The organism is Chitinophaga sp. MM2321 (assembly GCF_964033635.1).
Lineage (GTDB): Bacteria > Bacteroidota > Bacteroidia > Chitinophagales > Chitinophagaceae > Chitinophaga.
In genome coordinates, this window is record NZ_OZ035533.1 from 1031682 (window position 1) to 1048435 (window position 16754).

11 protein-coding genes are annotated in these 16754 nt (G+C 48.2%); 6 read left to right on the top strand and 5 right to left on the bottom strand.

Translation table 11 applies throughout. From position 1 onward, the window contains the following. Positions 1–138: 138 nt before the first annotated feature. A complete protein-coding gene (locus tag ABQ275_RS03905) occupies positions 139–1503 on the bottom strand; it encodes an OmpA family protein (RefSeq protein ID WP_349316962.1) in 1365 nt (454 codons plus the stop codon). A gap of 321 nt (positions 1504–1824) precedes the next feature. Between ABQ275_RS03905 and dnaK the strand changes: the two genes are divergently transcribed. From dnaK to ABQ275_RS03920, 3 genes are all read left to right on the top strand, one after another. Beyond that, the gene (dnaK, locus tag ABQ275_RS03910) at positions 1825–3729 is read left to right on the top strand and encodes a molecular chaperone DnaK (protein ID WP_349316963.1); all 1905 of its coding nucleotides are present in this window, start codon (positions 1825–1827) and stop codon (positions 3727–3729) included. A 105-nt stretch (positions 3730–3834) separates the two neighbouring features. Further along, positions 3835–6447 (top strand): 4-alpha-glucanotransferase, encoded by a 2613-nt coding sequence (locus tag ABQ275_RS03915; RefSeq protein ID WP_349316964.1) that lies wholly within the window; start codon positions 3835–3837, stop codon positions 6445–6447. Positions 6448–6464: 17 nt separating this feature from the next. Further along, a complete protein-coding gene (locus tag ABQ275_RS03920; RefSeq protein WP_349316965.1) occupies positions 6465–7481 on the top strand; it encodes a dipeptide epimerase in 1017 nt (338 codons plus the stop codon). Between the two features lie 32 nt (positions 7482–7513). Here ABQ275_RS03920 and ABQ275_RS03925 read toward each other — a convergent pair whose 3' ends face one another. Both ABQ275_RS03925 and ABQ275_RS03930 read right to left on the bottom strand, forming a co-directional pair. Beyond that, positions 7514–7783, bottom strand: a complete 270-nt coding sequence (locus tag ABQ275_RS03925) for a hypothetical protein (RefSeq protein WP_349316966.1) — start codon at positions 7781–7783, stop codon at positions 7514–7516. Continuing rightward, positions 7770–9323, bottom strand: a complete 1554-nt coding sequence (locus ABQ275_RS03930; RefSeq protein ID WP_349316967.1) for a hypothetical protein — start codon at positions 9321–9323, stop codon at positions 7770–7772. Before ABQ275_RS03930 ends, ABQ275_RS03925 begins: the two co-directional genes overlap by 14 nt. 141 nt (positions 9324–9464) lie before the next feature. On the opposite strand from ABQ275_RS03930, the gene ABQ275_RS03935 reads away from it, so the two are divergent. The 3 genes from ABQ275_RS03935 (at position 9465) to ABQ275_RS03945 (ending at position 12337) form a co-directional block, all read left to right on the top strand. Next, the gene (locus ABQ275_RS03935) at positions 9465–10694 is read left to right on the top strand and encodes a PmoA family protein (RefSeq protein WP_349316968.1); all 1230 of its coding nucleotides are present in this window, start codon (positions 9465–9467) and stop codon (positions 10692–10694) included. Positions 10695–10771: 77 nt separating this feature from the next. Then, positions 10772–11287 (top strand): hypothetical protein, encoded by a 516-nt coding sequence (locus tag ABQ275_RS03940; protein WP_349316969.1) that lies wholly within the window; start codon positions 10772–10774, stop codon positions 11285–11287. Between the two features lie 6 nt (positions 11288–11293). Beyond that, positions 11294–12337 carry a DUF3137 domain-containing protein gene (locus ABQ275_RS03945; protein ID WP_349316970.1) on the top strand — a complete coding sequence of 348 codons (1044 nt, stop codon included), beginning with the start codon at positions 11294–11296 and terminating at the stop codon, positions 12335–12337. Positions 12338–12366: 29 nt separating this feature from the next. On the opposite strand, the gene imm45 is transcribed toward ABQ275_RS03945, so the two are convergent. Continuing rightward, on the bottom strand, positions 12367–12699 hold the full coding sequence (imm45, locus tag ABQ275_RS03950; RefSeq protein ID WP_349316971.1) for an Imm45 family immunity protein: 333 nt from the start codon (positions 12697–12699) through the stop codon (positions 12367–12369). A 12-nt stretch (positions 12700–12711) separates the two neighbouring features. Further along, entirely contained in the window at positions 12712–16752 is a 4041-nt protein-coding gene (locus tag ABQ275_RS03955; RefSeq protein ID WP_349316972.1) for an RHS repeat-associated core domain-containing protein, read from the bottom strand. Positions 16753–16754: the final 2 nt, after the last annotated feature.

Below are 16754 nucleotides of genomic sequence, written 5' to 3' on the forward strand. Positions count from 1 at the left end.
CAGAAATAATTTAGGGATTTATTGATTTACGTATTTAGGAATTTGAAATGCAGCGGAAATGATCAATACCAGATCTCCGCTGCATTTCAAATTCCTAAATACGTAAATCAATAAATCCCTAAATATTATTGAAGGCCCCTAAAAAATAGTGAACTCCACTCTCCGGTTTTTCTGTCTGCCGGCAGCTGTTTTGTTGCTGGCGATAGGTTGTGTCATGCCATAACCTACGGCTTCTATCTTGGAGGCGTTTACGCCTTTTTCCACGAGGTATTGTTTTACAGATTCGGCTCTTTCTCTTGACAGGGCGAGGTTACGTTCCTTGCTGCCTACGTTGTCAGTATGTCCGCTCAGTTTGAGATTGAGGTTTTTGCGTTTCAGGAGATCGGCTACCCGGTCCAGCGCCGCATAGGAATGTGGTTTGATGCTGGATTTGGCGAAGTCGAATTCCAGGTTCTGAATGGCTTCTTTCACGATGCGGGTATCTTCTTCTGTGATCACCACTTTTTCTTCTTTTTGAACTACCGGAACTGGCAGCGGACATCCGGAGCCATCTACTTTTGCACTGTCAGGTGTGCCGGGGCATTTATCGAAGAAGTCGGAAACACCGTCGCCATCGCTGTCTTTTGTCAGTTTATCCACATCAGCAGCCAACCTGGCATTGTTCTGATTGGCAGCGTCCAATGCGGTGTTTAAAGCCTTTTTCTGTGCTTCCAGCTCGTCATAGGTGGCAGCGGCAGGGTTATGCCATTGCAGTTGCGGCTTGCCTTTCGTGCCTAATGCGAATTCCAGTCCGGCGTAGCCGTAAGAGTATTTATCCTTGTTTGGGGGTTTAGGATAACCGTCCAGGTTGTCACCATCGGTGTAGTACATGGTGTAGCCCAGATCGAGGTTTATAAATTCAGAGAGCCTGAATTTCAGTCCTGCACCAACGGGAATGATCAGCTCTTTAATACTCTTTCCATCGGCTTTATAATCGAAGGTGCTGCCTCCTCCTGTTGGTGTCAGGGTAGGGCTATATCCGGCTAAACCGCCGCCCACAGAGCCATACAGCAGTACGAAGTTTTTGCGGAACAACCAGTTGACAGTTGTAATATTAAACACGGCATTCAGGGTACCGGACCATTTTAATTTGGTTTCATATGATTCGTAGGGGCTGACAGGCATCGACCCATTGCCGAGGGCTTTGCTGTTGTCGGCCTGCAATTTTCCGCCTACATAGTCTGCCCGCAGGGCCAGGAAATGAAGGATCTGGTATTTTACATAGCCGCCATACCCGGCTGATCCTTTCCATTTGGAGAAGTCGTTACTGCCACCAGTGGGAGCAACGGGTGCCAATACGCCACCATTAACGCCAATGGACCATGTTTTAAAGTCTTTGGGTCCGTTAAAAAGCTGCACGTTGGAGGATGCGGGGGTAGCAGCTGGTAAGTCCTGGGCATTGCCGGTCAGGGGCAGGGCGGCCATGAGCAAGCATGTAGCTTGCCAGAGAATGGATTTGTTCATAAAATAACGGTTAGGTTGCACAATTTGCTTAGACTGATAAAATGTAAATGATGAGGTCAGGAATGAATAGCTGTAAAAGGTGGGCGAAGGTTAAGAACGATGTGTTGTTTACGTATTTACTGTTTTACGTATGGACGGATTTTGAGATTTGAGGGTTTGGGTAGCATGACAAAACCAGAAGATCCGTACGTTAAAAGTATATCTGAATCAAATATAGGGCACCTGACTGACATAATTTCATATTTTTTTGCTTGGCATAATCATTGACAAACGTAAGACAAATACGACTTTTACTTACAACTAAAGGAGAATCTTAATACTATGGGAAAAATAATAGGCATTGACTTAGGAACTACCAATTCATGCGTTGCCGTTATGGAAGGTAACGAACCGGTGGTGATTGCCAATGATGAGGGAAGAAGAACAACCCCATCTGTAGTGGCATTTTTGAAAAACGGAGAAAGGAAAGTAGGTGACCCTGCAAAGCGTCAGGCTATAACCAACCCCGTTAATACCATTATGTCAGTGAAGCGTTTTATGGGCCGTCATTTTGACGAAGTGTCCAGTGAAATCGATCACGTGTCCTACAAAGTGGTGCGCGGTGACAACAACACCACGCGTGTAGATATTGACGGCAGATACTATACGCCGCAGGAAATTTCTGCGATGACCCTGCAGAAAATGAAGAAAACGGCTGAAGATTACTTAGGCCAGGAAGTGACGGAAGCGGTGATCACCGTACCGGCTTACTTTAACGATGCACAACGTCAGGCTACCAAAGAAGCAGGTGAAATCGCCGGCTTAACCGTACGCCGTATTATAAATGAGCCTACTGCTGCGGCACTGGCTTATGGTATGGATAAAAAGCATCACGACAGCAAAATCGCTGTATTTGACCTGGGTGGTGGTACATTTGATATCTCTATCCTGGAATTAGGTGATGGCGTTTTTGAAGTAAAATCTACCAATGGTGATACCCACCTGGGTGGTGATGACTTTGATAAAGTGATCATGGACTGGCTGGCAGATGAATTCAAGAAAGACGAAGCAGTAGATTTACATAAAGATCCAATGTCATGGCAGCGTTTGAAGGAAGCTTCAGAAAAAGCCAAGATTGAATTGTCATCTTCTTCAGAAACAGAAATCAATCTTCCTTATATCACAGCGGTGGATGGCGTTCCTAAACACCTGGTGAAAAAATTAACCCGCGCAAAATTTGAGCAGTTGAGCGACAGCCTGGTGGAAAGAACACTGGAGCCTTGCCGTAAAGCACTGAAAGATGCCGGAATGAATACTTCCGAAATCGACGAAATTATCCTGGTGGGTGGTTCTACCCGTATTCCTAAAATTCAGGAAGTAGTAGAGAAATTTTTCGGAAAGAAACCAAACAGGGGTGTAAACCCGGATGAAGTAGTGGCTTTAGGTGCTGCGATTCAGGGTGGTGTATTAACAGGAGAAGTGAAGGACGTACTGTTACTGGACGTTACGCCACTGTCTCTCGGTATCGAAACAATGGGTGGTGTAATGACCAAACTGATCGAATCCAATACCACGATCCCAACCAAAAAATCAGAAACATTCTCTACAGCAGCTGATAGTCAGCCTAGCGTAGAAATCCATGTACTGCAAGGTGAAAGGCCAATGGCTGCTCAGAACAGAACACTGGGACGTTTCATTTTAGGTGATATTCCTCCGGCTCCACGTGGTGTTCCACAGATCGAAGTGATCTTCGATATCGATGCCAACGGTATCCTGCACGTAACTGCAAAGGATAAAGGCACCGGTAAAACACAGAACATCAAGATCGAAGCTGGTAGCGGTTTGAGCAAAGAAGAAATCGAAAAGATGAAAGCGGAAGCGAAAGCAAACGAATCATCCGATAAAGAACAACGCGAACAGATCGAAAAGCTGAATAAAGCAGATAGCCTCATATTCCAGACTGAAAAACAGATCAAAGAATATGGTGAGAAATTACCTGCTGATAAAAAAGCAACCATCGAAACAGCCCTTAACAAGCTGAGAGAAGCACATAAATCTCAGGATAGCGCACAACTGGATACTGCAACTGCAGAACTGGAAGCTGCCTGGACTGCTGCTTCTGAAGAGCTGTACAAGGCCACCCAGGGTCAGCCCGAAGGTGCACAGGCAAATGCAGGCCAGCAACAGGGCCAGCCAGGTGCTGCTAACGATGGCGTAACTGACGCGGAATTTGAAGAAGTGAAATAGTTAAGCTACTCATAAACAAAAGCCTCCTGATTCATATCAGGAGGCTTTTTTGTTGCCGGTATTATTGGTTTATTTCTTAATTTGTTCTGATATAGCAGGGTTCAGATGCAGCAGAAAATCCGGTTTTATCTTCGTTATCATACTTACCACGGGCAGGAACTGTACCTGCTCGGAAACATACCTGCGTTGGGTAACGACGTGCCACAACACGCACACCCACTCCGGTGGCTCAACGAAGAATGGTGGTATACAGAGATCCAACTGGCTGCCGCCGATACCTTTACATTACAATACCAATATATTTTAAGAGAGCTGGAAGAAGTGGAATATGAAGGTAGCGTGAGAGAGATCCGGATCACTCCGGGACAACACCAGGAGCTGATCTTCACTGACACCTGGAATGCCCCCACGCAGGTACAGCATGCGTGGCTGACCGCTCCTTTTACCCGCGTTTTTTTTCAGCGACCCGCTGCCACTATTGAAGGCACCCTAACGGCAACGCATATATTCCGGGTGCAGGCGCCCCTGTTGCCCGCCAGTCAGACCGTATGCCTGCTGGGCGGCGCCCCGCAACTGGGCGGTTGGGATACCACACAGCCGCTGCTGATGGAATATGATGCCCAGGGTTGGTTTACCGCTGCGCTGGTGTTAGCTGTACAGGACATACCGTTGCAATATAAATACGGTATCTGGGATCTTGCTACCAAAGCATTCCTGCAATACGAAACAGGGGATAACCGGGAGCTGCCAACTGTTGCTGTAACCGGGCAACAGGTGATCCGGCATGATGGCTTTATGCGGACGGAATATCCTCAATGGAAAGGCGCTGGTGTATCGGTACCGGTTTTTAGTCTGCGCAGCGATGAAGGATTTGGTACCGGTGAATTTGCCGACCTGCCCCGGCTGGCGGAATGGGCGCAGCAACAAGGGCTACAGCTCATCCAGGTGCTGCCGGTCAATGATACGATCAGTACTTATTCGTGGCGGGATTCTTATCCATATTCCGCTATCTCTTCCTTTGCCCTGCACCCGCAGTACATCCGGTTGCAACTGGTAGGGAGGCTTCCTGATACGCATCCGCTGCAACGACAATTTGATTCATTACGGGAACGGCTCAACGAAATGGATGCCGTGGACTATGAAGCCGTGCTTTCCTTTAAGCTGGCCTATCTCAAAGCCTTATATGATGCGGGGGGAGAGCAGCTGCAAACACGCGCTTACTGGCAGTGGTTTGCTGCCAATGAGCACTGGCTGCTGCCGTATGCGATATTCTGTTACCTGCGGGATACCTATAAAACCTGCGTATATCCGGAATGGCCGGAGTATAACGTATACGATTATACGGATATAAACCGGTTGGTGATAACAGATGCCAAAGCTGCGGAAGCAGCGCACTATCATTTTTTTGTACAATACCACCTGCACCTGCAACTGAAAGATGCTGTGGAAGCGGTACACCGTTGCGGTATTGCACTGAAAGGGGATATTCCTATCGGCGTTGCCCGCTACAGTGTGGATGCATGGATGAATCCACAGCTATATCACCTGGACATGCAGGCAGGCGCCCCACCGGATGCTTTCACCACGCAGGGGCAGAACTGGGGATTTCCCACCTATAACTGGAAGCTGATGGCTGCAGACGGTTACGACTGGTGGCAGGAGCGCCTCCGGCATATGTCTGCTTATTTTGACGCCTTCCGCATCGATCATATCCTGGGCTTCTTTCGTATCTGGCAAATACCCGAAGACGCTGTACAGGGCCTACTGGGATATTTTCATCCAGCCATTCCCGTTAGCCGGGAAGAAATGCTGCAACGCGGGATTGATTTTGAAGAAGAAAGATATTGCAGGCCCTGGATTACGCAGGAAGTGCTGGAAAAAGCCTTCGGAAATTATGCGGGCATCATGAAAACAACCTACCTGGAACCTGCTGGTGACGGGTGCTACAAGTTGCTGCCGGCATTTGATACCCAACGTAAAGTACAGGCGCTGCAACTGCCGGAAGCGGTGGAAACGGCGCTCTATAACCTGATTGCGGACGTACTCCTGATAAAGGTAACTGACAAGGGCAGAACTATATACCACCCCCGTTACGACCTGGCCGCTACCGCCTCCTTTGCTGCGTTGGATAACGATACACAGGAGAAATTATCAACCTTGTACCATCATTATTTTTATGTACGGCAGGAACGTTGCTGGCGAAAAGAAGCCATGCACAAGCTCCCGGTCATAAAACGCGCTACCCGTATGCTGATATGTGGTGAAGACCTGGGCATGGTACCGCATTGTGTACCCGGTGTGATGAAAGCGCAGGGCATTCTAAGCCTGGAGATCCAGCGGATGCCCAAAGAGCCGGGTGCTACATTTGCCAACATCTCCCAGGCGCCATACCTGTCTGTTTTAACGCCATCCACCCATGATATGAGTACACTCCGTGGCTGGTGGCTGGAAAATGCAGGCATCTCCCAAAAATATTACCGGCAGGTGCTGCAACACCATACCCCTGCTCCTGTACAGGCAGATGCAACGCTGATCAGGGAGATCATACAACAACACTTGCATGCTAACGCCATGTGGCGTATATTTCAAATACAGGATTTACTCGCAGCAGCAGGCCATATACCGGCACAACATCCGGATGAAGAAAGGATTAATGTGCCGGCGGTAAAAGCGTATTATTGGAGATACAGAATAATGAAAGGAATGATTCCTTCCTGATGTACAATTATCATAAAATGAAACTAATACTTTATCCTTTTGAACTGAAATTCCGATATACTTTCACTATCTCCCGGAAATCGAAAGATGTACAACCCTTACTGGTAGTGGAATTGCAGCAGGACGGCCACAGCGGCCTTGGTGAAACAGCAGACAACTCCTATTACAACATGACGGTGCCCCGGCTGATGGAAGCCATTAATTCACATCGCCCTTTTATCGAAAATTATACGCTCACCACACCGGCAGCTTTCTGGCAGGACCTGTACCCTTTGCTACAGGATAATATGTTTGCCTTGTGTGCGCTCGACCTGGCTGCATGGGACCTGTACGCCAAAGCCAGGCAGCAGAAACTGTATGAGGTATGGAACTTGGATATTTCCCGCAACCCACTCACTGACTATACGATTGGTATCGATACCATTGAAAATATGGTGAATAAACTGCGGGAATTCCCCTGGCCTATTTATAAAATTAAACTGGGCACACAGGAGGATATTGCCATCATCCGGGAGCTGAGAAAGCACACCAGCGCCATTTTCCGGGTGGATGCAAACTGTGCGTGGGGCGTAGATGAAACCTTACGCAATGCCATCGCGATGAAGGAACTGGGTGTGGAGTTTATTGAACAACCCATGCCGGCGGCAGACTGGGACGGTATGAAAACGGTATATAAAAGTGTAGCCCTGCCCGTTATAGCAGATGAAAGCTGCATCGTAGAACAGGATGTAGCAAAGTGTCATGGCCATTTTCACGGGATCAATATAAAACTGACCAAGTGTGGTGGTATCACACCAGCCCTGCGGATGATAGCGGAAGCAAAACGTTTAGGCATGAAGGTGATGACTGGCAGCATGAATGAAAGCACAGTGGGTACTTCTGCGGTGGCGCACCTGTTGCCCCTGCTGGACTATGTGGATATGGACGGTCCGTTGCTGCTGGCAGAAGATACAGCAGATGGTGTGAAGATCGAGAACGGCCGTATCCTGTATGCCAACAGGCCGGGCATCGGCGCGGAGTTACTGCGTAAATGACGGATGTATATTTTTTAGGGGAGATCAAATAGTTAATCTGCTTCCTGCCAGCTTTTGGCCAGGAAAACATAGTCTACAATATAACCTTCCGTGGTAATGGTTTTGCCGGCGAGTGCGGCCAGGGGATTGTTCATAAAAGGATTGCCGCCTGCCGGACGTATCAGGTAATCCCCCTGGTCTGTTACGATGAATACCCCCAGATGTTCACTCTTGGAATGCTTACCAAATGTACGCAGTACCAGTCTACCTGTAAGGGTGATGATATGGGGATTCCCATCCCGGTGGTTTTTATCTGCTGACATATTCACGATAGCCCAGTATTTGATTGTTTTTTTCTTTTACTACGAGCACTTTAGTGGAGGTAGTATTCCCGTTGGGAGATGATTCCGAAAATACGTGAAATTTTACAGATGGCACAGCGGCATTTGTTGGCGCTGTTGGTTGGTTGCTTCTCCGGTGGTTTATAAATGTTTTGGGTATTGATTTTTCTGCGAACTGTTTTTCGCTGAGCAGTGCCTGCATGGCGGATTGCAGCGTGGAGTCGGTTGCATGATCGTTCTCTGAGGCGCGTGGTACGGCGATGAAGTCGTCCAGCATTTTACCTCTTGCTTCCAGGTTATCGCGGCGGTTTTGAACGGTGTTGATGAATGGTTCACTGAGGCCCACTGCACTGGGATCTTTATCGTTGATGACGGGTTGCAGGGAGGGATCTCCCAGGAGATAAAACTGCGCGGCTGTTTTCAGTTCAAAGGGGTCGAGCGTGGGGCCCATTTCGTTGAGAAACCGTTGCCGGGCTTCCAGCATGGCCCTGCCGGTAGAAGCGCCACTGAGCACATTGATCAGGAAGAACTGCGTGAGCAGATCGGCCAGTCCCTGCCCGGTAGGCGGGCCGTAGGCAATATTGGAGCTGCCGATAAATGCGATGGCGTGATTGAGCAGGTAGCTGTTGGCCATGCTCATGAGTTTTCCAGCATTCTTCTGCGGGTCAAATAGCTGTCCGCCGTAGCAGCATTCTGCCGCTACAATTGTTCCATGACTGATTTTATCTACAATACTATCGGAACGCATCGCCAGCGGAAAATTGGCGGTCTTCTGACCGTAGTATGCGGGGTTATTGATAGCGCCGTGGCAGTTGATGAAATGTGTTTTCGGGGTGAGCTGCTGTGGTGTCCAGTTGGTGCCGGTCAGCGCCGGGTTATCCGGGAAGACAAGCAGGCTGGCAGTATTCCCGAAAATATTCTGGAGACTGTTTTGTGTAGAGTTTTGCCAGTCGAATGTGCTGATAGAAAAATAGGTGCTGTATTCGCTTTGTGGCAGCGGTTGCATGTTGATGATGTCCTGGATCAGCGAATGAAAATATGCAGGATCATTATGACCCGGTATGTCTGGCAGCCTGCCCGTTACGCGTGTAGGTGAAATAAATTTACCCGGATCCGTATCGTAGGGTGTATCACACGCATAAGGTAGATCGCTGGGGATGAGGCTGTCCGGATCATTATCTCCCGAAAGTAAATTTTTCAACCGCTGAAAGGGTATAATATCCTGTGCACCTATCAGCAGGATATAGCCGGGAGAAAAGAAACGGTATAATTCATCGATGGCTTTTTTGTGTTGTGCTTCATCGGTAGCATCGGTAACAGCGGTAGCCTGACAGGCCAGCATTTGCACGGGATCATCCACAAAAATGATCTGGGATTCAAGGTGCCTGGTGGTATCAAATGCCTGCAGTGTTTTCAGGTCGTCAAGGATAGCGGTGTGACTGTCACCATACTTTTGTTGCAGGGCTGTCCTGTTGGTAATTATCAATTTCGTCGTGAGCATATTTATTATTGGGGTTGCCATAGTATCCTCCTTATAACCTCAAAAATATTGAATAAAAGGATAACTAGCGTGCCGCTTTTTACAATATTAAGCAGGTATTACGCAAGGTACTTGCATAGTGGAGAAGGAAAATGTATTTTTAAGTAAATCTGCGATCCTGTTATGAAACTACATTACACCTGCTTTTTCCTGTTGCTGTTTTCCGCCTTTGGCGCACAGGCGCAAACGATTGCCCGCTATACAGTGAATGCCGGCAATATAAACAGGCATAACAGCATTGTACATTACCGGCTGAATAACCCGGCTGATACCGCACAACTGGTAATGGAAGAAGTGATCGGAAAAAAGCGTATGCCCGTACCTGTTACTATAGCAGACGGAGAGGTATGGTGGATCATGAGTGGTAATACACCCGCAGGCAGTATAAGAAAATATGAATTAAAACATACAGCCGGCAAGCCATCTGCACATCCTGTGATGCGGGCGGTGCTGCAATCCGGCGCCGTGGTGCTGGAACAGGATACACAACACATCCTGCAATATAATTATGAGACAGTGCGGCCACCTGCAGGCGTTGATACGCTTTATAACCGCAGTGGTTTTATTCATCCTTTATGGGCGCCTAATGGCGCTGTGCTGACCAATATTTTTCCGAATGTTCCACACATGCATCATATGGGTATCTGGAATCCCTGGACCCACACGTTGTTTGAAGGCCAGGAAGTTGATTTCTGGAATGTGCAGAGGAAAGAAGGAACGGTACGTTTCGCAAAAATGCTGGGGGTGACTTCCGGCGGCGTGTGGTGCGGATTTACTGCGAAACAGGAACATATTGCTTTTATGAAAGACGGTACTAAAAAAGTAGCGTTGAATGAAACCTGGCATGTACAGGCTTACCCCGCTACCAGCCAGGGTGCCCGCCGCCAGTGGGATCTCACTTCTGTTTTCAGTTGTGCTACCGATAGTGCGGTGACATTGCTGCAATACCGTTATGGTGGGGGATTTGGCTTGCGTACAACGGCCGATTTTACGGCGAAAACAAGCCAGGTGCTGACATCGGAAGGCAAAACCCGTAAAGATGCCGACAGTACCAGGGCGCGCTGGATAAAGATTACAGGTACCACGCCCCAAGGGCGAGCCGGTTTGCTGATCATGGGCGCTCCTACCAATTACGATGCACCGGAGCCTTTACGTGTTTGGCCGGAAGATATGGAAGGTGGAGAGTTGATGGTAAACTTTTCACCTATCCGTATGAAGCCGTGGGTGCTTACTAACGGAAATGAATATACGCTTACATATCGTGTGATGGTATATGACGGAGATATCACGCCGGAGGAGGCGGACGCAGCCTGGCAGGAGTTTGCACATCCTCCGGTGGTAACAACATACTAATAACTGTTTTGTCTTCTGACAGTTTTACTTTATTTTAGTAGTGTGTGTTATTCCCGTCTTCCTAAACAGCAAACCATATGAAAAACCTGGAGGAGCTTAGGACAACATTACTGGAGATCCATGAAAGAGACAGGAAGCAAACCATTACTGCACTGATTGTGGCGGAAACAGCCGTCTTACTCTTCCTGGCACTGGTAGCGGTCAGCCTTTTCAGCAGCGGCGCGCAGCTGCCGCCTGTACTGTATTTTCTGTTCGCAGCAATAGCGATAGGTCCGCTGGTGCCTTATATCATCATGCTGCTACAGGCAGGGAAGCGACCCCGCAGGATTGCCGATTTTGTAAACAGACTGGAAAGAGGTGAACCCGTAAATAAGATACATACTTATACAAACTATAAGCTGATCCTGCCTTTGCGCCTGATCAGGGTAAGGTTGTTTCCCATGGAATATGTGCAGACCATAGTAGGGCAAAACCGGATCAATTATAAACTACCCTTGTCAGAAGAAAATGTGCAGCCATTCCGGGCGTTTATCAGCAACACTGCCAGCAGTACTATTGGTGGCAGTCCTTCTGCCAACTGGTCCGATAATTAAAGCAGTATGAAAACACTGGAAGAATTTAATGCTTTTGCAGATCAACACCTGAGCGGTGACCTACAACAACTGGAAAGCCAGCGTATCGCGGGCCGCAGCTGGCTTCGCTGGATGTGGTTGCCAGGTATTCTCCCCGTAGTGCTGTTTTTTTTCTTCGTGATCAAACCTGCTACAGAGGCCGATGCAAAGACAGTTCCCAACACCGGTGTTATCATGCTGTACCTGGTGGGTGGCGTGTTGTTGGCGCTGATAGTAAGTTTCGGCCTCCGTTATTTTATGAAGCGGCTGCGCGGAGCACAACAGGCAATAGATTATCAACAGGATTTTAAATATAAAATAGTAAAACCCATTATCGCTTTTATCAACCCCGGATATGCGTATCAGCCACTGAATCATGCGAGCCGGGAGGAGTTTACCGAAAGTGGATTGTTTGCAAAAAGGGATTACCGCGTTACCGGCAACGATCAGATATCCGGTCGTGCCGGCGACCTTCATTTCCAGTGCTGTGATCTTAAAGTAACCCATATGCCACTGGTGACCCTGCGCGGACGTGGTGCAGATGTAGTGTTTGAAGGAAGTTATTTTATAGCACAGTTCCCGCGTCATTTTAATATACCCGTATACGTTATATCACGTAGTACCATGATGGACAAGCTCTTGACAGGAACCCATGCCGAAAGTAGCTTTATCGAAACGTGGAGCCTGGGGAAAAAGGTATTACCTGCCGATGCTGCATTCAATAAATTATTTATGACCTATTCACCGGATGTGGAGGCCGCGCAGCAATTGCTCACACCGGTGCTGATGCAAAAGATCACTGCCTTGCAGGAGCGTTCTTCCGCAAATATTTTTATCTCCTTTTATAATAACCGTATCTATATCGGTATCAGTCATGGGGTAGATTATTTTGAAGCCGGTTTGCATCAGTCGCTTACCAACCGGCAATTGCTGGCGGGTTTTTATCTGGACTTCACAACACTGCTGCAACTGGTGGATGACCTGCAACAAAATGCGGGCATCTGGACCAGCACCGCTTTTTCTCGTTCATAAAAAAGCGGCGCCTGTAACAGGTTATAAATTTATTCCGGATATGCCGGTGTGGAGTTTTCCAGTAGCCACACATCTTCCAGCGGGCAATCAATATAACCCCATATATGCCAGTTGGCTAATAGCCAGGCGGTAGCCAATCCAAACCGGAATCCTTCCGGAACAGATTCCCTGGGCAAAATCACATACGCGAGCCCGGCTTTGTATCCTGATGATACCACTAATTGATAGCCATCATCTGATGATAATTCGCATATCAAAAAATCAACTACTTCCTCATAGGGGTCTTTGCCCTTACACCTTAAGATCATTCCTCTTTCAATGTTCTCTTCTGTGTAGTTGATCAGCTTAATACTTTTTGTCATTTATCAAATCTATTATGTACACAAATTATGTCCGCCTGATTTATCTGCTGCTTTTGTTTGATTACCATCGATATCAAATTCACCAAGGTGTGTTCCTCTTTTATCCAGGTACTCGAATCTTCCGTGTTGCGTGTCCTGTGAATAGAGTTTCCCGTCAGCATCCTTATAAACAACCCGTTTTCCGTTTTTTTCGGTTAGTTTAGGGTCTTTTGCCCATCCGTTTCTGCTGGCAACTTTGTCTAGTTTTCCGCGGGCCGCAATAGGTTTTTCTCCGGGCCGCATTTTTGCCAACCGCTTCTCAAATTCAGCAGCGGTTTCCGGTTTCGCATTCAACCCTAATGGGTCTATCCAGCTATTGGGGTCGGGCACATATCCATATAGCTGCATTCCTCCCATCAGGCCAATCGGGTCCTGGCTTATGTATAGCCCATCTGTTGCACTGTAATACCGGAACCTGTTGTAATAAAGTCCCGTTTCTATATCCTCATATTGCCCCTGGTACCGGAAGGGCACAAAATCTTTCTGTCCTTCCAACTTACGTACATTCCCATAAATATCCAATTCGGCGGCCCATACTTTATCACCTGACGCATCGTATGCTTCACAGGGTGTGCCGACGTGATCTGTGATGATGGTATATTTCTCCTGCCCGGTTATTTTAGCTGCCACTTTAAAAGTATCGTCTTCAAATACCCAGGTGGTGAGGGTATCGGGAGGAACAGGTTCCGGATGGCTTTCCCTGATGGTGCCAGATTCATCGATGATAAGGGTGGGTTTATCTTTGACGGGATAATTCCACTCATGTAAAGGCATATCACCATTCCATATGAACCGGGTTAGCTGCCCGTTGAAAACCTTTTCTGTTCTGCGTCCCAGGGCATCATACTGAAAAGTAACGGTCTGTTGATCGGGACGGCGTACCTGTTTTAACAGCCCGTTGCTGTACCATTCGTATTCCCAGGTTACGGGGAATGAAGAGGAGGTAACAATTTTTTTTGTGAGATTTCCGGCTTCGTCATAAATGAAGCGTGTATCGGCTGTTGCTGTTAAACGTCCTCCTTCGCTATATTTCCGGTCGTTGCGGGTGGGCGTTTTATAGAGATTACCGGCTTTATCGGGTGTCCGGTAATCATAGTGTCCGTCTTCATATTGCGCCCAGGCCAGGTTGCCAAAGTCGTCATGCCCGAACTTGATCATGCTGCCGGTAATGCCATTCATGATTTGTTTCAGGCGGTGTTGGACGTCCCAGTGATACGCCTTGCTGCGCGTGGTTTTGCCATGGCTGGTAACGGTGTGGGCGTCCGGTGTCGCGGACGCGGCTGATCCCGGGTGGTATACCCAGTTGCTTTTTATATCGCCGGGTAAAGTGCGTGTTGTTTCCAGTCCCAGTAAGTTGCGCTGTATCTGTGCGGTCCACGGGGCTGTTGTGGTGGAGGTTGCGGCCTGTATGCCCGTGAGGTCGCCCATGTTGTCCCATTGCGTGTGAATGGAGGCGCCAAGACTGCTTTGCAGGGAAGTGCGTTTACCTGTTACATCGTATTCACTGGTCACCAAATGTCCATTCTGCCATTCCTGCGTTATGCGTCCCAGCGCATCTCTTTGCAATTGTACATGGCTGTGGGCATTGGTAGCTTCCGTAAGTGCGCCGTTGCGGTTGTAGCTGAATGTTTCCCAGCTGCCATCCTGGTGTTCCGTTCTTGTAATCAGCCCGTTGTAATTATATTCGTAGGTTGTCCATTTTCCACCCGGCTGGTGCACCTTTATTATTTTGCCGGTTGTATCACGCTCATAGTGGCGGGTGATGCCATCAAAGCCGGTTTCAGCAATGATACTGCCGGTGCTGTTGCGGGTAAAGCGATAAGTTTCGCCATGTTCATTTACAACGCCAGTGAGTTCTTCGTCCTTGTTATAAATGAAATGTGTTTTAACGCCTTTTTCTTCCAGTTGTTTCAGGTTGCCCAGCGGCGTATAGCGGAAGTGGATTTCCTTGTTTTTATCTTTCTGTGTGGTTACTTTATCGTAAGCATTGTATTGCAGTTGTACCTGGTTGCCATCGGGTAGGTGTACATGAGTGATACGGCCAAGGGCATCGTATCTGAACGTCTGTTCTTCCATCAGCGGATTACAGAGTTGCAGGCATTGTCCCCAGGCATCATATTCCCAGGTTGTTTTTCCGCCATCAGGGAGGGTAACGGCTTCCAGGTTAAAATCATCGTCGTAGGTGAGCAGTGTTTCATTTTCCTGCTCATCTTCTATTTTACACAACAGGTTATTTTCATTATACCGGAATACGCGCATGCTGCCGTCGGCCAGGGTGAGGGTATGCAGCAACCCGGTATCTGCATCGTAAATATAGGTGCGGCTGTTACCTTCTGCGTCCGCTATACTCACGGGTTTCCCCGCCTCATTGTAAGCAGCGGTGGGGGAGGATCCGTCTGGTTGTACCACAGCGGTGGTATTTCCCCTGTCATCATACGTATAGCCGGTAGTGTTACCTTCTGCATCTGTGTAGCGGTATACTTCCATTTCATCGGTATACGTAAAGAAGGTAGTATTCCCCTCCGGATCTTTGATCTGTGATACCACAAAATCCGGTGTATAGTACCAGGTGGTGGTATGTCCCTGCGAATTGGTGGTAGTGTTGTATCCATCTTCCGGGTGGTATTCCAGGAAGCCTTCCATGCTGCCATCCTCTCCGAAGGTATGGGTACAACGGTTTTTATGATCGTATTCCCAATAGAATGACTGTCCGTTGCGGTCTGTTTTTTTTACCATGCGATGCTCACGGTATTGGATATACGTAGTTTGCTGTAAGGCATCCGTTAGCTCACATAAATCGCCCGCTTCATTGTAGGCATAGCTGACCAGCAACCGCTGTTGCCCGCGATGCTGTGCGGTTACCTGTGTAATCCTGCCCTGCTCATCGCTCCGGATCAGCAAATGTCTGCCGGCGCTGTCGATGATACGCAGGAGATGCCCCTGTGCATTGTAGTGTAAGCTGATCATAAAACCGGCTTCATCCTGTATGCTGATCAACCGGTATTGCTCATCCTGCGGGTGCTGTTTACGGAAAGTGTGGGTTAACCCGCTGTCATAGTCAAGCAGCGTATATTCATCACTGTTAGTGCGGGTCAGTTGTCGTTTCTCATGACGATTGTAGTCGCTGTTGCCATTATACGGTAATGATTCAAATACGGCGCTGCGGCCATCTTCCAGCAAAACTACGGTGGCATCTTCCACCGGAAATTCCTGTATGCGCATATCAAAACGCAGGAGCGTGCCATGGCCCAGCAGGCCGTTAAACGGACTGTCACTATTCCAGGAACGCTCCCATTTCAACGGAATGGGACCGGGCAGTTCAAAATCAGTTCCGTCATAGATCACAATCCCCTGTATCAGGTCTACCGGTTCAAACCCTTTCTTGCAAAGGGCTTTGCTCAGTTTGTTGCTGCCTATTTTATTCTTTAAAGTATGATTGAATTTAGTGGCCAGTTTTTTTCCGGCTTTACCCAATCCTTTCATGGCGGCGCCAAATCCGTAGGACATCAGCAGGTTGAGAATAACGCCCGCCCAGTCCGGCACGAAGGGGCCACCCACCATCACGGGTTTACCAAATGATAATGGAATGGAGTAAGAAGTGGGCAGGTATAAACTGGGGATAGGGATCATTTTCTTGCCCGGTGTGAGCGACAGCGGTATACCGATATCATTGCAGGTCATCAGCATGTGACCCGAAGGGGTCATCAGGTTGCCATCTACTTTTACTTTTTTGCTGCCGAAAAAGTTAACGGAATCATGCCCTATCATCGGCGCCAGCAGGAAAGGGCCGCCCATGGGGATGTGGAAAAGGAACACCAGCATGCCGCTGGTATCGCTCTTGCCGCGCGGTACATGATTTACTTTGGTGGTAGCGCCTATAAAGGGAACATAATCCATCGGGTCTACTACCAGCCCGATATATGGGTGTGGCAGCGGTACCGGGAATCCGAAAAGGATCACAATATGAATATCGAGGCCTATAACAGGCGTGAAGTGCTTGTTACTGACTAGCATAG